The sequence below is a fragment of the Streptomyces sp. GC420 genome, assembly GCF_009916105.1.
In the GTDB taxonomy this organism is placed as follows: Bacteria; Actinomycetota; Actinomycetes; order Streptomycetales; family Streptomycetaceae; genus Streptomyces.
In genome coordinates this window covers 1-19,535 of record NZ_JAAAXQ010000127.1, presented here as the reverse complement: position 1 = coordinate 19,535, position 19,535 = coordinate 1, and the positions used below count along the sequence as shown (strand labels likewise).

Annotated in this window: 11 protein-coding genes; 4 read left to right on the top strand and 7 right to left on the bottom strand. The window is 74.6% G+C overall.

The window, feature by feature from the left end:
* Positions 1 to 54: 54 nt before the first annotated feature.
* From GUY61_RS17685 to GUY61_RS17675, 3 genes are all read right to left on the bottom strand, one after another.
* Positions 55 to 726: a DUF6629 family protein gene (locus GUY61_RS17685; protein ID WP_166631144.1), complete on the bottom strand. Its 672-nt coding sequence runs from the start codon at positions 724 to 726 to the stop codon at positions 55 to 57.
* 142 nt (positions 727 to 868) lie between these two features.
* The gene (locus GUY61_RS17680) at positions 869 to 3,319 is read right to left on the bottom strand and encodes an FtsX-like permease family protein (RefSeq protein ID WP_166631143.1); all 2,451 of its coding nucleotides are present in this window, start codon (positions 3,317 to 3,319) and stop codon (positions 869 to 871) included.
* Between the two features lie 9 nt (positions 3,320 to 3,328).
* Positions 3,329 to 4,246, bottom strand: coding sequence for an ABC transporter ATP-binding protein (locus GUY61_RS17675; protein ID WP_166631142.1), 918 nt, complete (start codon positions 4,244 to 4,246; stop codon positions 3,329 to 3,331).
* Positions 4,247 to 4,567: 321 nt separating this feature from the next.
* Here GUY61_RS17675 and GUY61_RS17670 point away from each other — a divergent pair, with 321 nt between their 5' ends.
* Positions 4,568 to 5,179 carry a dihydrofolate reductase family protein gene (locus GUY61_RS17670; protein ID WP_166631141.1) on the top strand — a complete coding sequence of 204 codons (612 nt, stop codon included), beginning with the start codon at positions 4,568 to 4,570 and terminating at the stop codon, positions 5,177 to 5,179.
* 162 nt (positions 5,180 to 5,341) lie between these two features.
* Here the strand turns inward: GUY61_RS17670 and fusA are convergent, their stop codons facing one another.
* On the bottom strand, positions 5,342 to 7,459 hold the full coding sequence (gene fusA, locus GUY61_RS17665) for an elongation factor G (RefSeq protein WP_313896715.1): 2,118 nt from the start codon (positions 7,457 to 7,459) through the stop codon (positions 5,342 to 5,344).
* Positions 7,460 to 7,949: 490 nt separating this feature from the next.
* On the opposite strand from fusA, the gene GUY61_RS17660 reads away from it, so the two are divergent.
* Positions 7,950 to 8,765, top strand: coding sequence for an alpha/beta fold hydrolase (locus tag GUY61_RS17660; protein ID WP_166631140.1), 816 nt, complete (start codon positions 7,950 to 7,952; stop codon positions 8,763 to 8,765).
* Positions 8,766 to 9,418: 653 nt separating this feature from the next.
* Entirely contained in the window at positions 9,419 to 9,613 is a 195-nt protein-coding gene (locus tag GUY61_RS17655; RefSeq protein WP_166631139.1) for a hypothetical protein, read from the top strand.
* Positions 9,614 to 9,672: 59 nt separating this feature from the next.
* Here GUY61_RS17655 and GUY61_RS17650 read toward each other — a convergent pair whose 3' ends face one another.
* Positions 9,673 to 10,581, bottom strand: a complete 909-nt coding sequence (locus GUY61_RS17650; RefSeq protein WP_166631138.1) for an LLM class F420-dependent oxidoreductase — start codon at positions 10,579 to 10,581, stop codon at positions 9,673 to 9,675.
* Between the two features lie 220 nt (positions 10,582 to 10,801).
* Here GUY61_RS17650 and GUY61_RS17645 point away from each other — a divergent pair, with 220 nt between their 5' ends.
* Complete coding sequence (locus GUY61_RS17645) at positions 10,802 to 11,329, top strand: VOC family protein (RefSeq protein WP_166631137.1); 528 nt, start codon at positions 10,802 to 10,804, stop codon at positions 11,327 to 11,329.
* Here the strand turns inward: GUY61_RS17645 and GUY61_RS17640 are convergent.
* Together GUY61_RS17640 and GUY61_RS17635 are read right to left on the bottom strand one after the other, a co-directional pair.
* A complete protein-coding gene (locus tag GUY61_RS17640) occupies positions 11,268 to 12,569 on the bottom strand; it encodes a hypothetical protein (protein ID WP_208106118.1) in 1,302 nt (433 codons plus the stop codon). The genes GUY61_RS17645 and GUY61_RS17640 overlap by 62 nt on opposite strands.
* Before the next feature lie 173 nt (positions 12,570 to 12,742).
* Entirely contained in the window at positions 12,743 to 19,159 is a 6,417-nt protein-coding gene (locus tag GUY61_RS17635) for an amino acid adenylation domain-containing protein (RefSeq protein WP_398955869.1), read from the bottom strand.
* Positions 19,160 to 19,535: the final 376 nt, after the last annotated feature.

Genomic DNA, 19,535 nt, shown 5'->3' with positions numbered 1-19,535 from the left:
CCCCGTCACCTGACCCCCGCCCCTCGCCCCGAGTTCCGGCTCGGGCGGGGCTCCTTACGGTCCGGCGGCCGGGTACCGCGGATGGTCATGCCGGGCCTCGCGGGCACGCCGCCGCACCCAGGCGAGGACGAGCAGTGCCGCGACCGCGGCGAAGGCGCACCAGGTGGAGACGAACTCCGTACGCCACAGCGCCCCGCAGACCACCGCGCCCGCCCCGACGGTCACTCCGAGCATCCGCAGCAGGGGATCGCGGGCGAGCAGCAGCGCACCGATCGTGGCGAGGAGGTACCCGGCGACGATCAGCGGTGCCTGCGGCACGTCGACCGCGTAGCCGATGGTGCGGCCGCGAGGCTCGGCCGTGACGGTCCGGGTGGCCAGGCAGTACGCGAGGACGGCTGTGGTGGCGGCTCCGGCAGCGGCCGGGACCGCCTGCCGCGGCAGGCGCGGAAGCCGCGGCGCGGTCCCGTCGCGCTCCGCGAGCAGCACACCGAGCGGCACCCACAGCGGCAGCAGGGGCAGTGCGATCACGGCCCAGGCGAGCGTGGCGGGGCCGGGGCCGCCGCCGTCGCGCCATACCGCGGATTCGATGATCTGGTGCGCGCCGAGGAGCAGCGGCAGCGCCGCGAGGGGCAGATCGCGGGCGCGGCGGACCTGCGCCACCGTCGCCACTCCGGCGGCCGAGACGCACGCGCCCGCCACGAGGTCGGCCGTCGCACTCCAGCACATGGCACCGCCTGCTGACCGAGGGTCCGATAGCCGGGCAACGGAGGCCGTGCATGACGCGACGACGACCGTACCCGTCCCGCGAGGCCGCGCGTCCGCCGCCCGCGCGGTCCGGGTCCTGCCCACGTCGCCGTCGCCGTCGCCGTCACTCCACGACCCGCAGTGTGGCGGGTATGTTCATGCGGCGCAGCCGACGCGCCGTGAGCAGGGGGATGAGCGCCACGGCGCCGACGCCGAGCAGTACGGCGGTGAGGTAGGTGCGCGGCGCCACGGTCACGTCGAGGCCGATCTCGGGCATCGTCCGCCCGACCTGGACGAGGATCATCCAGCGGTTCACGCCATGCCCGATCAGCAGTCCGACCGCCGTTCCCAGGACGCCGATCAGGGCACTTTCCATCATGGCCATGCCCAGTACGGTGCGGACGGGAAGCCCGAAGGCGAACATGGTGGCGTTCTCCCTGGACCGCTCGTCGGCGGAGATGCTGGCGGCGTTGAAGGCGATCAGCACCGCCAGCGCGAGCGTGACGGCGGCGGCGATGCCGAGGATGCCCGTGAACTGCTCGATGCCGGACTCCAGGGCGTCCACCGTCTCGGTGGCGGTCCGGACCCCGGCGACACCGGAAGTGGAGAACAGGACTCGTTCCAGGTCACCGGGTGCCGTGCCCGCGGCCGGCAGCACCTCGACGGCGTTGGCGGTTCCGGTCAGTCCGAACAGCCCGGCCCGCGACCGGTCGAGGTAGGTCACGGCGCGCAGCGGGTCGGGGTGGAGCGCGGCCACGGTGATCCGGGTGTCCGTCTGCCGGAAGGCCCCGCTCGCCAGCCGCTCGGGGTGCCGGAGCACGACCGTGTCGCCGGGTCCGACACCGAGATCGCGCGCGGCCTTCTCGGCCAGCACCAGCCCGCCGGGGTGGTCGGTGAGCGAGCCCTCGGTCAGGGTGGGGGTCCAGGCCCCGGCCCCCAGGGCCCGCAGCTCGATCGCCAGGTTCACCTGGTCGCCGCCGCCCTCGCCCGGGCCCGGGCGGGCGGTTCCGGAGACCTCGAGCAGCGGGTCGGCACCGCGCACACCCGGCGCCGCGGCGACGGCGCGCACCTGGTCCGAGTCCTGCGCGTGAAATCCGTCGAGCTGGGCGACGGTGCGGCCGGCGGCCCCTCTGGTGGCCTCGCGCTCACTGCTGTCGAGCATCATCGCGAAGGAGTCGAGCATGCCGAAGACGGCGACCAGAATGCCCACAGCGGCGCCGATGCCGAGTGAGGTCAGGGCCGTTCTGCGCGGAGTGCGCAGCACATTGCGCAGCGGCATCTGGCGGTAGCCGCGGCCGGGCAGGGAGACCTTGCGCAGCAGGGGCGCGAGGCCGCCGCCGCGGGCGGCGAGATGCCCGACCCGGATGGCGTCGACGGGCTGCACGCGGACCGCCCGCCACACCGGCCAGGCCACGGCCACCAGGGGCAGCGCGAAGCCGAGCAGCGCGGCGTACAGGAAGGTGTCGTACGGGAACGGGGTGCGCCACTCGGGCAGCGGCAGCACATCGGTGAACAGGTCCGCCATGGCCCGGGTGACCAGGGCGCCGACGGCGAGCCCGAGGACGACGCCGAGCAGTGCCACCTGCACGCCCAGCAGCAGCGGCCGGGCGGCGATCCGCAGGCGTGGGACGCCCAGTGCCATGCCGATGCCGATCTCGCGCCGCTGCGCCTCGACGACCCGGCTGGTCAGGTTGAACGCTCCGAACGCGGCGCCCAGCAGCAACAGCAGCGCGATGATCCCGAAGAACGTCTCGTCGCCCTCGATGTCCTCGTACAGCGCGCGGTAACCGACCTCGTCCTCCTTCAGGGTCACGCTGCCGGACAGCGAGGCGCCGTCGAGCGCCTTCTCCAGTTCGGCGGCGACGGCCGACGCGTCGGCGCCGGGGGCGAGGGTGAGCACCACCTCGTTGACCCGGCCGGGGGTGCCGGCGACGGACTGGGCGGTGGCCAGCGGCACGAACAGCACGGCGTAACCGGATTCGCCGAGCATGGCGGCCCCGCTCTGGGCGGCGGCGGTGAAGTAGTCGGGTGCGGTGCCCTGGCCGGTGTAGCGGATGGTGGTGCCGCCCGAGACGCGGACCGTTCCCGAGGCCGGGAGGTCGTAGAAGCGGGCGAAGGTCCGTTCGAGGACGGCGACCGGTTCGCCGGCCTCGTCCGGCCGTGTCAGCCGGCCCTCGTAGACGTGGACGCGGTCGACCTCGGGCGTATCGGCCGAGCCGACGAGCCGGCCCGCGACCAGGACGGTCCTCCCTCCCGTGGACGCGTCGACCTGGGTGGGCACGGTGAGCCGTTCGGAGGCGCCGGTGACCTGTCCGGCCGACGGGACGGCCGCCGTCAGGTCCCGGAGGGTCCCGGCCGGTGCCGTGGTGCCCTCGGTGAGGGTCACCCGGACGTCGTGCATGCGCAGCTTGTCGTGGCTGGCGTCATAGGACTGCCTGCGCCAGTCCCCGGTGCCGGAGAAGCCCGCGTACGCTCCGGTGCCGAGGGCGATCGTCAGTGCGATGGCCAGTACGAGGATCCAGCGCTTGCGCAGGTCCCGCCAGGACCAGCGCAGCCACAGCGTCCGTTCAGCCATGACGGCCCCTCACCAGTGCAGCTCGGAGACGTCGGCGCGGCCGCCGCGCGGCGGGCCGTCGCCGACGATGCGCCCGCTGGACAGCTCGATCACCCGGTCGGCCACCCGGGAGATCTCCCGGTTGTGGGTGACGACCAGCACCGTCTTCCCGGCCTCCGCCTGCGCCCTGAGCAGCCCCAGGATCTGTACGCCGGTCCTGAAGTCCAGTTCGCCGGTCGGCTCGTCCGCCAGCAGCACCGGGTTGCCGGTGGCGAGGGCGCGCGCGATGGCGACGCGCTGCTGTTCCCCGCCGGACAGTTCGTGGGGGAAGTGGCGCAGCCGGTCGCCGAGCCCCACCTGCGCGAGGGTGTCGGCGGCGAGTTCCGCCGCGTGCTCGCGTTCGGCGACATCGGCTCCGAACTGCACGTTCTCCAGGGCGGTCAGGCCGGGGAAGAGGTTGAAACTCTGGAAGACGAAGCTCACGGTGCTGCGGCGGAAGCGCTGGAGCCGGCGCGGGGTCGCGGCGGTGATGTCCTGCCCGGCGATCCTGATGCGTCCCGAGGTCGGCGCGTCCAGCGCGCCGATCAGGTTGAGGAGCGTGGTCTTGCCGGACCCCGAGGGTCCGAGGACGACCACGAAGGCGTTCTCGTCCACATGGAGGTCGACGTCGTCCAGCGCGGTGACGTCCACCGTGCCCACCCGGTAGCGGCGGCTGACGTCGTCCAGGTCGATCCGGGTACCGGCGGGTCCTGCCGCCGGTACCTCCGCCCGCGCCTCCGCCGAGTCCTCCGGCCGCCGTCCCGCCGGTCCCTCCGGCGCCGCCTGCGGCGGGCCGCCCGCGGACGTCGTCCGCGTGAACCGCCCGCCCGGCGTTCCGCGGCCCGGCTCGGAGGCCGTCCCGTCCCCCTGTGCGGGGACGGGACGCCCGTTCCCGGATACGTGCTCCATGTGCGGCCTCCTACTCCGGTCCTGGCCCCGGCCCCTGTCCTCACGGCGGGCCTGCCGGTTCCCTGATCCCCTGGACGTGCCGTTGTCCCACGCTATGCGGCACCCCCGGGAGGCCGTAGGGCCGTTCGGCCTTCCGCCGTGGGCCCGCCCGGCCCGCCGTTCCACCGCCCGGCCGTCCCGCCCCGATGATTTCCCGCGCGCCCGGGCGTCTGACAGGACAGGGGGGCGACCGAGGAGCAACGAACAGAACCCGCGGACAGGACCAAGCAGGACGGAGACGGGCGTACGCCGCGTCCCCGGCCGAAGGAGAGCGGCGAAGAGATGAAACTGACACTGACGGAGTTCATGAGTCTGGACGGCGTCTCCCAGGGCCCCGGGGCGCCGGACGAGGACACCGGCGGCGGGTTCACGCAGGGCGGCTGGTTCGTGCCGCACATCGACGAAGAGTTCCTGCGGCTGGCCGTCGAATGGCTCGGCGAGGCGGATGCCTTTCTGCTGGGCCGCCACACCTACGAGATCTTCGCCGCCCACTGGCCGAAGATCACCGACCCGGAGGACCCTTTCGCCGCCGCGTTGAACGGCCTTCCGAAGTACGTCGCCTCGCGGACCCTGACCGCTGCCGGGTGGAATCCGACCACCGTCCTGTCCGAGGACGTACCGGCCCAGGTCGCCGAGCTCAAGCGGCGGCCGGGCCGGGACCTGCAGATCCACGGCAGCGCCCGGCTCGCTCAGTCGCTGCTGGCCGCCGGGCTGATCGACGAGTTGCGCCTCGTCGTCGCCCCGGTGGTGCTGGGCCACGGCCGCCGGCTGTTCCCGGACGGCGGCGCACCGGCCGGTCTGCGGCTCGTCCGCAACGACGCGACGCCGGGCGGGCTCGCGGTCCACGTCTACGAGCCGGCGGGACCCCCGGTGTACGGGACGTACGGCGCGTAACGCTCCGGTGCGCGTGCGGCGCCCGCACGCGCACCGGAGCCCGCCCGCCCGTTCCCGGGCGGGCGGGGCGTTTCCCGGGACCTGCCGGAGCCACCGGCCGTACCGGGCCCGGCGGCCGTGCCGGACCCACCGGCAGGTCCGGCGCCGCCGGACCTGCCGGACCTACCGCGACGGTGCGGCGCCGGACACCGTCACAGGGACCGGCGCGTATCCGGTGGCCCGGCTCGTGAAGGAGCCCCGGCCCTGGGTGCGGCCGCGCAGGCGGGACGCATAACCGAACAGCTCGGCCAGCGGCACGGTGGCGGTGAGCACCGCCGTGCCGGCCCGCGAGGCCGAGCCGGAGACCCGGCCACGCCGCGCCGCCAGGTCGCCCAGCACCGCGCCCACGGCGTCCTCGGGCACGGTGACCGTGACCTCGGCTACCGGTTCCAGCAGGGTCATCACGGACGCGCGCAGTGCCTCCCGGAGCGCGAACCGTCCGGCCGTACGGAATGCCATCTCCGAGGAGTCCTTGGGATGCGTGGCCCCGTCGGTCAGGGTGACGCTCACCCCGGTGACCGGATGACCGCCCAGGGGCCCCTCGGCCAGAGCGTCCCGGCAACCGGCCTCGACCGCCTGGACGTACTCCCGCGGGACTCGCCCGCCGGTCACGGCCGACCTGAACTCGAACCGCGGCGCCCCGCCGCTGCCGCCGTCACCGCCCGCCGCCGGGCCCGAGGTGGCGTCCAGCGGCTCCACGTCGAGGGTGACGTGGGCGAACTGGCCCGCGCCGCCGTCCTGCTTGACGTGCCGGTACACAAGCCCCGACACCCCGCGGGACACGGTCTCGCGATACGCCACCCGCGGCCTGCCCACGCCGATCTCCAGTCCTTGGTCGCGGCGTACCTTCTCCACCGCGACCTCCAGATGGAGCTCGCCCATGCCCGACAGCACCGTCTGGCCGGTCTCGCGATCGGTCCGCACCGCGAGCGAGGGATCCTCCTCCACCAGCCGTGCCAGCGCCGTCGCCAGCCGGTCGGTGTCAGTGCCCCTGCGGGCCTCGACCGCCACGGAGACCACCGGATCCGCCACCGCGGGCGGTTCCAGCACCAGGGGCGCCGCGGGAGCGCACAGCGTCGCGCCGGTACGGGCCGCCTTCACCCCGACCACGGCGACGATGTCCCCGGCCACCGCCCGGTCCACCTCCGCGTGCCGGTCGGCCTGCACCCGCAGGATCCGGCCGATCCGCTCGGTGCGCCCCGCGCCCACGTCCAGCACCACCTCTCCCTTGTGGAGCGTTCCCGAATACACCCTGAGGTAGGTCAGCCGGCCTCTGGCGGTCGCCTGCACCTTGAACACCAGGGCCGCGAAAGGCTCGTCGGGGTCGGCGCGCCGTTCCAGGACCTCGCCGCCGTATCCGCCCCGTACCGCCGGAACGTCCAGCGGCGACGGCAGATAGGCCACGACGGCGTCCAGCAGCGGCTCGACCCCGCGGTTCCGGTAGGCGGACCCGCACAGCACGACCACGCCCTCACCGCCGCGCGTCAGGTCGCGCAGCGCGGCGGTCAGGGTCCGCGCCGAGACGGCCGAATCCGCGCAGAACTCCTCGAGCGCGGCGGGGTGGAGTTCCGCCACCGTCTCCTCGAGCAGTCGCCGGCGCCGGAACGCCTCTTCGAGCAGGGCGTCCGGTACGGGACCCTCCTCGAGGGTGCCGCCGCCGTCCGGCCACAGCAGCGAGCGCATGCGGACCAGGTCCACCACGCCCACGAAGGCGTCCTCGCGCCCGATGGGCAGCTGCACCACCAGCGGGACCGTGCGCAGCCGCCGCCTGATCGACTCGACCGCCAGGTCGAGGTCGGCACCGGCACGGTCCAGCTTGTTGACGAAGGCGATCCGCGGTACGCCGTGGCGGTCGGCCTGCCGCCACACCGACTCGCTCTGGGGCTCCACGCCGGCCACGGCGTCGAACACCGCGACGGCGCCGTCGAGCACCCGCAGCGAACGCTCGACCTCGTCGGAGAAGTCGACGTGGCCCGGGGTGTCGATCACATTGATCCGGTGGCCGTCCCAGGCGCAGCTGACCGCCGCCGCGAAGATGGTGATCCCCCGCTCGCGCTCCTGGGCGTCGAAGTCGGTGACGGTCGTGCCGTCGTGGACCTCTCCGCGTTTGTGGGTGGTGCCGGTGACGTACAGGATCCGCTCGGTGACGGTGGTCTTGCCCGCGTCGACGTGGGCGAGGATGCCCAGGTTGCGGACGGCGGTCGGAACGTCGGTGGCATGACGGTGCAGGTTGGCGCGCACGGCCTCTGGCCTTTCGTGGTGATCCGCTGCGGGACGGCGCGATTGTCCGGACGGAGCGGCCCCGGCTCGGGGGCCGTGCACTGACCACCGACACCGCGGGCACGACGCGATCCGCCGGGCGGTGCCCCGGATCGCCGGTCGTGCGCCGTGGTGCGGAAGAGGGGTCAGGCGTTCGTCGCGGAGGACCGGTCCCGGCCGCGCAGCCGGCACCGGGCGTGCGAAGACACCAGGATCACCTCGTACCGGGACGGGGGGACGACGGCAGCGGTGCGGTTACGCACGGCCCGGCTCCCCTCACTCGTCACGGCGCGCGTGCCGCGATGTCGGGCGGCGCGCGATTCGTTGGGAGTCTAGGGAACCCGGCACGGCGGGGCACCCGATTTTGTCCTACGGGCCGGACGTTGGCGAACGGGCGGACGCTCGGAAGAGTCGAGTGCCCGGAAGAGGTGGATGCTCGGACGAGCCCGACGCTCGGAAGAGGTGGACGCTCATGCGGGCAGAGGGCAACCGCCCCGTCGTGGGAGGCAGCCTCCGGCACCGCGGGGCCGAGCTGGTCTACGACGACCCCGGCCGTGGCCCTCTCGCGGTCTATGCGCACGGCGGATTCGTCAGCCAGGAGGTCGAGGACCGGATGGGACTGTTCGACTGGGCGCCGGTCCGGGAAGCGGGGCAGCGGCTGGTCCGCTACGACGCCCGGGGCCACGGCCGGTCCACCGGCACGCTCTCGGACGCCGACTACACCTACGCCTCACTCGCCGATGACCTGCTGGCCCTGCTCGACCACCTGGGCGCCGCCGGGCCGGTCGGCGCGATGGGTGCGTCGATGGGCTGCGGCACCGTTCTGCACGCCGCCGTCCGGGCGCCCGAGCGCTTCTCCCGGCTGGTCCTCCTCATCCCTCCCACAGCCTGGGCCACGCGCCCGGCGCATGCCCGCGACAACCTGGAGGCCGCCGACACCGTCGAACGGGAGGGCGCCGCCGCCTGGCTCGCCGCCGGGGACCGGCGGTCTCGGCCCGCGGCGGTGGCCGGCGTACCCGAGTTCCCGCCGACGCCCGCCGAGCGCGTGCTGCCCTGTGTCCTGCGCGGTCTGGCACAGTCCGACCTGCCCGCACCCGCGGACCTCGTCGCTCTGGACCTGCCCGCCCTGGTCCTGGCCTGGGCGGACGACCCGGGCCACCCCGTGTCGAGCGCGGAGGCCCTGGTGCGCGCGCTGCCGCACGCCGATCTGTATGTGGCGCGCACCCGCGCCGACGTGCACGGCTGGGGCGCGCGCGTCGCGCGGTTCCTGGCCCGGCCCGAGCCCTGACCCGGGACGTCACCACGCGGGACGGCCGGGCAGCCGGCGACCCCGGGCCCTCTCCGCCGAGCAAGCCCCGGCCACCCAGCCACTCGGCCGCTCGGTCACCCCGGCCACCCGGCCACCCGGTCGGCCTGCCGAAGGGATCAACGGGCAGCGCGCCTGGTGTGGGACGGTCCTGGCCGGGAAGCCGCAGGCCATGAGCGCGATGGACGAGGTGCGTGACGGCGACCGGCGGCTGGTCGAACGAGTGGCCGCCTGGGACTCCCCCTTGGCACGGCGTGCTGGGGCGACGGAGAAGTGCGCGGAGCACTCATGACGGCCGCCGGCGGCCGCAGGGGCCGTAGGGCAGCCGCCGGCGGGCCTGGCCGCCGCCGCGCTGGCACGCCGTTCTCCCCGTCTGCTGCTGCGCGGCCTGTGAGAGCGTCCGGGGGCTCCACGGACGCACCGTCGGCAGTCCGAGGTGGGCGTACGAGGTGGTGAGCGCCGGTTGCCTTGGCGCGGGTCCACCCGGGGCATAGACCGGAATCCGACAGCCCCTGCGGGTACAAGCGGGTGGTCGGGATGGACATCACGACGCGCGGGCCGATTCTTCCAACGCCGGGCAACTCCGCGCCTGGTACGGCGAGGAGGGGGCCTTCTTCGATGTCCTGTCGGCCCCCATGCACTTCGGCCCCGACGCCGGGTACGCCCACCGGTTCGTCACCGGCCTGCTGGGCCGGCTGCTCGACGAGCTCGACGGGGCGGGCCGGCGCCGGGCACTGGCCGGTCTGCGGGCGAGCCTGGAAGCCCATGAGACGGCGGACGGGGTGCTCTACGAGTCGGCGGCCCGGCTCATCACGGCCGGGCGTACGTAGGACGCCGGACCCGCTCCGGGCGGGCGGCGACGGGGCCGGGCAGCACCGCCCGGGCGCGGTCACAGCGCGTCGACGAGTGCCGGGGCCAGCTCCCGCCATGGCTCGGCCGGCACCTCGAACGGCGTTTCCATCAGCACCTGTACGCACACATGGTCCGCCCCTGCGTCGAGGTGCTCGCGCACCCGGCTCAGGATCGCCTGCTCGTCGCCCCAGGCGATGAGCGCGTCGGCCAGCCGGTCCGAGCCTCCGCGGATCAGGTCCGTCTCGTCGAAGCCGCCCCGCAGCCAGTTGTTCCGGTAGTTCGGCAGGCCCGTGTAGATGTCCAGGTGCGCGTGCGCGCGACGCAGCGCGGTCTCGCGGTCCGTGGTGAGCACAGCGCCCATCTCGACGGCCACGATCCTGTCGGGCCCCAAAGCCGCGCGCACCGCAGCGGTCTGATCGGGCGTCACCAGGTACGGGTGGCTGCCGTCGGCGAGTTCGCGGGTCACCTCCAGCATGCGCGGGCCGAGCGCGGCCACCAGGACGGGCGGGCGCGGACCGTCGGCCTCCGCCGCGTGGAAGGACGCTCCCGCCATCGCCGTCAGGTACTCACGCATGGTCTCGACCGGCCTGGAATAACTGCCGCCGCGGACCCGCTCGACGAGCGGCCGGTGGCTGACGCCGAGGCCGAGCACGAAGCGCCCGCCGTAGGCCGCGGCCAGGGTCCGCGACGCGGCGTTGGCCGCGACCGCGTCGCGCGCCCACACATTGGCGATGCCGGTCGCCACGCGCATCCGCCGGGTGGCGGCGAGGAGGAGTCCCGCCTGGGTGAAGGCCTCGCGGCCGTACGCCTCCCCGAACCAGAGGGCGCCCCAGCCCTGCGACTCCAGCTCGGCGGCGATCTCCCCGGCCGCCGTGGGAGGTACCGCGTCCAGACTCCCGGTCCAGATGCCCACCCTTCCGAGTCCGGCCTCTTCGATCGTCGTCATACGGCATCTCTCCAGACTCGGTCGTGGCGTCGCGGTTCGACGGGCCCACAGGCCCACAGGCCCAAAGACCCACGGTCGATCATGCCCCAGCCGCGGGCGGCCCCGTGGTGGCGCCACGTGGTTCGCGGAGCGTTTCCCTTGACCTCGACCGCGCTCGAGTTTCTACGTTCGGACCGGAACCGCGGGAACCGGCCGGCGGTCCGCTCCAGGGAGGTTCGTCATGACCGAGCGCACAGCCGACAGTGTGATCCCCGCCCGCTACCACCGCGCCGTGGTCCCGCACATCATGGTCGACGACGCCGCGGCCGCGATCGACTTCTACCGGCGGGCGTTCGGTGCCCGCGAGGAATTCCGGCTGGAGGCCCCTGCCGGCGGGATCCTGCACGCCGAGATCAGCATCGGCGCGTCCGCGTCCGGGTCGGGGTCGGGGGCCGAGTCCGGGCCGGGGTCCGTCCTGATGCTGGGCGACTCTGCGGGTACGGACGAGACGTACGCCGCCTTCGCCGCCCCCGCCTCGCTCGGCGGCAGGACGACCGTGACGCTGCATGTGTTCGTGCCGGACGTGGACGGCCTGGCGGAGCGCGCGGAGGCCGCCGGAGCCGAGGTCGTCGAGCCGCCGACGGACACCTTCCACGGCAACCGCACGGTCATCCTGAAGGACCCCTTCGGTCACATCTGGGTGTTCCTCACGCATCTGGAAGACCTCTCGGAAGAGGAACTCGGCCGCCGGTTCGCCGACGCCGGCTGACGGCGCGGCGCAGGCGGCGCACCAGCGCCGGCAGCCACGGCACGAGCCCCAGCACGGCCAGGATCGACAGCAGGGGTGCCCGCCACCACCACGAGATGTCCGAGGGCGGCGTGGACGGCGTCTCCGCCGCCCAGGGCCGTGCGGTCTTCGACCAGGCCAGGAAGGCGTCGCCGATGGGGAGCAGCCCGAAGGCGTACCGCTTGGTCCACGGTGTGTCGAGCGGCAGCCCCGCCACCTCACTGAAACTGGCCAGCGCCCCGGCGAGCGCAGCGTCGCCGTGCACCCGGGCCGCCCCGAGGGTGACCACGCTCGCCGACAGGCTCACCCCGAGCGGGAGCGGGCCCGAGTCGACATCCGCCGGGCCGTCCACACCCTCGGGGTACTCCCGCACGGCCGGTCCCAGAGCCAGCGGGAAGACGACGTACCGCTCGCGGAAGCGCAGGTACTGCTCCTCGGCGAACTCCGGGTCGATGTCGACGAGGAAACGCTGGATGATGCTCTGCGACGTGCCTCTGGCCACCTCGGCGGGAGCGCCGGTGTCCGGGTCGGCCCTGTGCGGGAGCAGACCCGTACGCGGGTCGAGTCGCTCGCGCGCTCCGCGGAGCCACCGCTCCACGGTGTCGGCGTAGCGGGCCGGCAGCAAGGTGTCGTGCAGGCGCAGCGACGCGATCGCCACGGTGGAGTCGACCGGCCAGGCCTGGCCGGGGTATGCCGTCAGGAACGGACTCTCCGAGGCGTCGAACGCCGCGCCCAGCGCGGCGGAGTCGCTCACGAAGCGGCGGAGCTCCGCGGGGTCGCGCCGCCCGTCCGGCTGGAGGCTCAGCACCCCGCCGCGCAGCCAGTTGCTCCAGCCCCGGTAGAAGACGCCGTACGAAGGGACGAGGTCCGCGGCGAACGGGGCACGGCCCGACGGCGAGTCCAGCCGGTCCAGTGCCCACCGCGCCTCGCGCAGTGCCCGGGACCGCTCCGCCGGCGGCTCGCGCATCCCGGCCTCGACCCAGCTCAGGCCGTACAGCGCGTGCAGGAAGAAGTACCCCTCGGGGAACTGCCGCTGCGCCTCGTCGCCCGCCCCGTCGTCCAGTGCCGAGCGTATGAAGGCCAGTTGGCGCAGGACCCCGGGTGGTTCGTCGTCCACCGCCGCGGAGGCGGGCACGACCAGCCGCACCGCACCCGCCAGCGCGCAGAGGCTCACCACGACGGCCGACAGGCGGCGCAGCCACCACAGCGTCCGGCGCGGCACCCGCGACGTCCCCGGCGCGTCCGGCGCATCCGGCGCATCCGGCGCATCCGGCGATGGGGACGGTACTGGCGTCCCTTCGTCCCCGGGGCGGTGCTCGTTCCGGCCGCGCGGCCGGGAGCGGACCCTCGGCCACACCCGGCGCGGGCCGGCCGGGAACCGGCCCGTTCCCCGGCTCACCACGGCGCGGGGAAGGTGCTCAGGACGGCCTCGTCGACGGTGTGGCCGAGCAGGTGGAGCGGTCCCGCGCGTACGCCCGCCGCCTCCACGGCGTCCCAGTACGCCAGCGCCAGCGGGGCGTCGACCAGGCCGTGGACCAGCGGCAGGCCGGAACCGGAGCGGGACCCGTGGGCGTGCAGCAGCGATTCCAGCCTGCATGACGCCATCGTGCCCGGCAGCCACGGCTGGGCCGCGTAACCGTCGGCGGCCGCGGCGGGCAGCCCCTCCGCCACCCGCCGTCCGGTGTCACCCACGTCGAAGAGACCGCCGCCGACCACCACGATGTCACCGCGCTCCCGCATGCGGCCGACGGCCCGGGCCGCGTCGAAGCAGTGCGGGAACGAGTCGTCGACGACGATCGTGCCGGGCCGGAGCCGGTCGGTGTCGAGGACCGACCCGCCGGCGCTCACCGCCGTGATGACGAGATCGGCCTCGTACACGGCCGCGGGCAGCTCGGTCGGTTGGACGGATTCCGCCTGCACATGCCGCACGGCCTTCGCCAGGCCCCGGTCGCGCAGGGAGCCGGCCAGCCGCTCCAGGCGCGGCGTGCTGCCCGCGACGTCGCACAACAGCATTGCGGCGGGCGGGCGTTCGGCCCTCGCGAGGAGCAGTTCGAGGGACGACCTGCCGATGGAACCGAGGCCGACGACAGCCACGGCGAGGTCGGCGAGGTCCCGGCGGGTGGCCGCGAGCGCGGCATGGACCGTCTTGACCACCGAGACGGCGGTGGCCGCGTGGCCTGTGGTGAGCGCCGTTTTCGCCCCCGTCGCTGTCGCCCTCGTTTCACGGAGCACCTCGAAGCCGTACCCCGTGTGCGCGGGGATCATCCCGGCGAGCGACACGCACCGCGCGCCGAGCGAGGCGGCATGGGCGACTGCCCGCGCCGTGTGGTCCACCAGTGCACGGCCGGGGGCGAGTTCGTCGGCGAACAGCGGGAGGCAGACGAAGCCCGAACTGCCGAGCGGCGTAGTGATCTCTTCCAGGAGCCGTGGGTCCCCGTCCGGGAAGAGCGTCGAGCGCAGTGTCTCGCGGGGCAGTGCTTCCGCCGGCAGGCCCGCGACGGCGGCCAGGTGCCCAGGGGAGGGGAGGTATCCGACCAGCGCGGCGTCCACCACCGGTCCCCGCGAGGCACCGTGCCGCCGAGGTACGGGCTCCGGGGCTCCGGCCGCGGATCCGGCGGCTCGGGCGGCCCCGGCGGCTCGGACGGCTTCCGGTGTACGGGCCCCCGCGGCGGTCGCAGCGGCGAGGTCGTCGTGCATCGCCTCCACGAGCGCGGCGAAGGACGCGGGTGTGAGGGCACGGCCCGGGGCCCGCACGGTGAGGCGCAGGCCGTCGCCGGCCGGGCGAGCCGTCAGGAACACGTCGTTGCCGACGGGCGGTTGGGTGAGCTCGGTGTCCTCGTCGTCCCATGACAGCGCCAGTGTCTCCCCCGTCGTCGGGCCGAGCGAGGAGAAGTCGAGGTAGCTGAAGAGGAATTGGGTGGCCGATGGCATGGCGCTGCCGGGCCGCGTCCCGGTGGCCGCGTACATCCTGGCTCCGGTGGCCTCGGCCACGACGCGGCGCAGATCGGCGGCGAAGTCTCGTGGCGCGTCCGGGATCCCGGGGCCGTCCGTGATCGCGCCGGGACGCAGCGGCACGGCGGCGGCCAGCGGGCCGAACAGGAGGTTGATGCCGGGCAGTGCGTGGTCGCGCCCGGTGACGGCGAGGCCGAGCACCAGGTCCCGCCGGCCGGTGAGGCCCGCCAGTGCCCGGTAGTAGGCGGTGAGCAGCGGCGCGTACAGCGTGGCACCCGCTTCGGACGCGAGCCGGCTCAGCCCTTCGGTCCGTACGGCGTCCAGGGTGAACCCTGCCGAGAGCACGGGCGGCGCGGAGCCGGTGCCCGAGCCCGGGTGTGTTCCCGAGCCGGTGCCCGAGCCCGGGTGTGTTCCCGAGCCCGTGTCCGTGCGCAGGACGGGGGCCCGGTACACGGTGGTGAGTCGCGCACGCCAGGCATGGGCAGCAGGTTCCCCGGCGGCGGCCGGGGCCTCCTGCGCGCTCTCCTGTCCGAGGAGCGACACGTAGTCACGGAACGTGCTCCGCAGCACCGGCAGCGCTACCGGTTCCCCGCGGACCAGACGGTCGTAGGCGGCAAGCAGTTCACGGCCCAGCAGGGCCGCACTGAAGCCGTCGCCGATGAGGTGGTGGGCGTGGACGACGAGGACGTGCTCTCCGGGCGCGACGGTGAACACCCGCAGCCGCATCAGGGGCCAGGCCCAGGGCTCGAAGCGGCGGCCGCGCTCCTCGGCGATCCGCACGTCGAGCAGGCCGGGCACCGCGAGCGTCTCGAACTCCACGGCGAGCCGCATCGAGGGCGGCAGTTCCTGCTGGACCGGCGGTCTCTCGCCGAACGGGAAGACCGTGCGCAGCATGGCGTGGCGCTCGACGAGCGCGTCGACCGCACGCTGGAACTCGGCCTGTCGCAACGGTCCGCGCAGGCGCATGCGGGCCAGCCATGCAGAGCCGCTGCCGGGCGCGAGCGCTTCGGCGAGCAGAAAACCGCGCTGGGTGGGGGTGAGCGGGTACGGCGTGGGCCCCGCTCCGGCCGAAGCGGGTTGTCGCGCTGCGGAGTTGAGCCGGTGCGAAGGCCGGTCTCCGTCGTCCCCCCGCGCCTCCTTCCCAGAGCCGCGGGCCGTGGCGGCAGTGGGACCAGCATCGACGGCGGCGCCGGAGGCGGAGGCCGCGTCGATCACGGCGGCGAGCGCGGCGAGCGTTCCGTGGGTGTAGATGACGGTCGGCCTCGGCAGGACGGGAATCCACTCCTCCAGCCGCGCGAACACCTCGAGCACCAGAAGGGAATCACCGCCCAGCGCGAAGAAGTCGTCGTCACGACGGACCTCGGGGTGGTTCAGCAGCTCTTCCCAGATCCCGGCCAGGAGCCGTTCCGTCGGGGTCTGCGGCGGCGTGCCCCGCCGCTCCCCGCGCTCGCCGGTCTCCGTGCCACCGGTTTCCGTGCCACCGATCCCCGTACCGCCAATACCCTCAGCCCCGGTCTCCGCCGCGGCGTCGGGCCGCAGTGCGCGACGGTCGACCTTGCCCGTGCCGGTGAGCGGAAGGGCGTCCAGCGCGTCGAAGCGGGAGGGCAGCATGTAGTCGGGCAGGGTGCGGGCGAGATGGGCGCGCAGCCCGGCCGGCTCGGGGACCGGTCGCCCGGGCCGGGGCACGTAGAAGGCCGCCAGCCGGCCGTCGTGGTGCGCCACGGCGGCGCGGGCGACGCCCTCGTGCGTCTCGAGCGCCGCCTCGATCTCGCCGGGCTCGACCCGGTGTCCCCGGATCTTGACCTGGTCGTCGACGCGGCCGAGGTACTCCAGCGAACCGTCGGCGGTGCGTCGCGCCAGGTCGCCGCTGCGGTACCAGCGCCGCCCGTCGTGCTCGGTGAACGCGGCCGCGGTGAGTCCGGGTTCGCCGAGGTAACCGGGGGTGAGACCGGTGCCGGCGATCAGCAGTTCACCGGGCGTGCCCTCGGCGCAGGGCCGCCCCTCCGCGTCCGCGACCCGCACCTCGGTGCCCGCGACGGGGCGGCCGATCGGCAGCCGGCGCACCTCGTCACCGGGGCGGGCGTCGATGATGTGGCAGGTGGCGTTGATGGTGGCCTCGGTCGGTCCGTAGAGATTGGCGATCCGCTGCCCGCCGCCGAGCAGGTCGAACCAGCGGCGTACGTGCCCGGGCGGCAGCGCCTCGCCGCCGACGTGCACCCATCGAAGCGCCGACAGGTCGGGGAGCGCGCCGCCCCGCCGCACCCGCCCCTCGGCCGCCGCGAGCAGTCGCTCCCACAGCACGGGCACGGAGCTCCACACCGTGACGCGCGCCCGTACGACGTGGTCCAGGAGGAGTTCCGGGTCGCGTACGAGGTGCCGGGGCAGGGTCACCACGGTGGCCCCGACGAGCAGCGGCGCGAGCAACTGCCGCACGGACGCGTCGAAGCAGATGGACGCGGTCTGGGCGAGCCGGTCGCCGCGGTGGTAGCCGAAGGTGTCCAGCGCCCAGCCGAGGTAGTTCTCCATCGCCCGGTGGGTGATGGGCACCGCCTTGGGCAGGCCCGTGGAGCCCGAGGTGAAGATGACGTACGCGATCGCGTCCGGGTCGGTGCGGTCGGGAAGTGGGCCAGGACCTGCGTCGGCCCCGGGCGCCTCGGAGCCGTCGACCAGAACCGGTCCGACGCCCGGGAGTTGCGCCGCCCCCGTCCGGTTGCGGGCGTCGCAGACGACGGTCCGCACGCCGCAGCGTTCGAGTTGACCGGCGAGACGGCGGGGCGGGTGGGTGGAGTCGAGAGGCACCCACCCGGCACCGGCGCGCAGGACACCGACGAGTCCGACGACCGTGTCCACGCCCGGTTCGGTGAGCAGCCCGACCAGATCCCCCGTGGTGACGCCGCGGGCACGCAGCCGGGCGGCGAGCGCCGCCGAGGCCCGGTCGAGTTCCCCGTACGTCATCGTGGTCGCGCCGGTGTCGATCGCGATCGCGTCGGGGGCGGCGCGGAACCGGTCGGCCAGACGCCGGAGAATTCCGTGGGGACGCATGGCGAGGGCCGGCGGGCCGGCGGGTTCCGGACTCGGGGCCGGCCCCGAGTCCGGCGTCGCCGGCGCGGACGCGACCGGCTCGGCACATGGGCCGGTTCCACCGGCCGAATCGGCGGTGCCGGCGGCATCGGCGGCCGCAGGTTCGGTGCCCCGGCCGACCTCGGCCGGTTCCGCGAGTTCCGCGAGTTCTTTCAGGTAGTGGCTCGCCAGGCCCTCGACGGTCCCCCGGTCGAAGAGAGCGAGCGGGTAGTTCCAGGAGTGCCGCAGGACGGGCCCGTCCTCCCAGCACAGCAGGCTGAGCCGGGTCGCGGCGGAGGCGGTGCCGGCCGCGGTGGGCCTTACCCCGACCGGACAGGCGGGGTCGTGGTCCACCGGGAACCGGGCGAAACTGAATCCCGTCGTACCGGCCGTGCGGGGGCCGTGGGAGCCACCGGGCAGGAGCCGGGCCAGATCGGGGCTGGTGAGGCTCCCGTGCCGCTCGCACTCGAGCCAGCTCTCCCGGACTCGTTCCGCCAGGGCGGTCACCGGCTCGTCCCGCCCGGTGTCGACAAGGAGCGGCAGGACGTCCGCGAGCGGGCCGACGAGCCGGTCGACGCCCGCCAGGCGGATCTCGCGGCGCGCCCGGGCGACATTGACCACGACCCTCCGCTGACCGCTCCAGCGGGCCACGCAGCGTGCGTGGGCGGCGAGCAGCAGATGGAACAGCGAGACGCCGTGGGCGGCGGCCCTGCGGTGCAGCGCGGCGGTGAGCGCCGGGGTGAGGGCGGCCTGGTGGGCGGCGAGCGGAGGTGCGGGAAGGGCCTTCGGGTCGCCGTCGAAGGGCAGCGGGCACGGTTCGCCCGGCGCGTCCAGGCGGTCGCGCCAGAACGTCCGGTCGGCCTCGAGCACAGACTCCGATCGCTCGGAGTCGACGGCGGCCACGTACTGGGGGAAGCCGGTTGCCTGCGGGGTGAGCTCCGGGACACGGCCCCGGGACAGCGCGGTGTACGCCGACCACAGGTCCTGGCTCAGGATGTTGAGGCTGTAGCCGTCGGCCGCGGCATGGTGGACCACCAGGACGAGGTGGGCCGTGCCGGCGTTCTCGCGGAGAAGGAGCGCGCGGACCGGCGGTTCGGTGCGGAGGTCGAACGGCCGGTTGACCAGCGCCTCTTCCTGTTCGTCCGGTGGGCCGCCGGTGTCGCGGATCTCGAACCACCGCGTCACGGGTACCGGGGGCGCGATGAACTGCCGGAAGGGCGGGCGGTCCCCGTCCAGGCGCATGCGGAGCATCGGGTGCCGGGCGCCGAGGTGGTCCAGGGCCCGGCCGAGCAGGTCGGCGTCGAGGGGACCGGTGATCGTCTGGCGGACGTACCCGTAGGCGGAGACGTCGGGGTACAGCCGGTTGTTGGTGTGAAAGGCGAGTTGGACGGGTGTCAGCGGGAAGGGGGCGTCCGTCGTGCCGCCGGCACCGGGGGGAGCGTGGCCGCTTGGCGGCGCGTCGGCAGGACCGTCCGCGACACGGCTGCCAGGGCCACGGCCGTCCGCGAGGTGGTTGGCCGAGAGGTGCTCGGCCGAGAGGTGGCCTGCCAGTTCGCGTACGGTCGTGAACTCGAAGAAGAGCGTGGTCGGAAGGGAGCGGCCGAGGTCCCGTTCGAGCTGCTTCACCATGTCGACGGCGGCGAGAGAGTCCAGGCCCATGGCGAGGAACGGCTCGTCGTCCGGGACATCGGCGGGTGCGCGGTGCAGGGCGTCGGCCAGCAGCCGCCTGATGGCGGCGGCGACCGCTGCCGGGTCGGTTCCGGCCGTGCCCGGCGGCTGGACGGCTCCGCTCGGGGCCATGCCGCCGGCGGCGTCCACAGGGATTGCCCCGTGTGCCGTGGCCGGCTGCCGCAGGACCGTCCCGCGCGCCTCCACCGGAGTGGCCTGCGCCGTTCCCGGCGGCACCATGCCGGCCGCGTGCCGCGCAGCGGCCGGAGGCACCTCGGTCCACGCCGACCCGACTGCGCCCGGGGCCACCTCCGCGGCGTACCGGGCCTCCGCCGCGTACCGGGCCTCTCCCGCGGCCCCTGCGTGCCGAGCGCCCGGCACCGGTCCCGCCGGGCCGGTGCCGGGCCGGGAGTCCGGTGTCGATCCGGCCCACCCTCGCCGAGGCGGCACCGTCGGAGCGGGAATGTCCGGCCCCGAAACGGCCGGGAGTTCACCGGCCGTTTCGGGG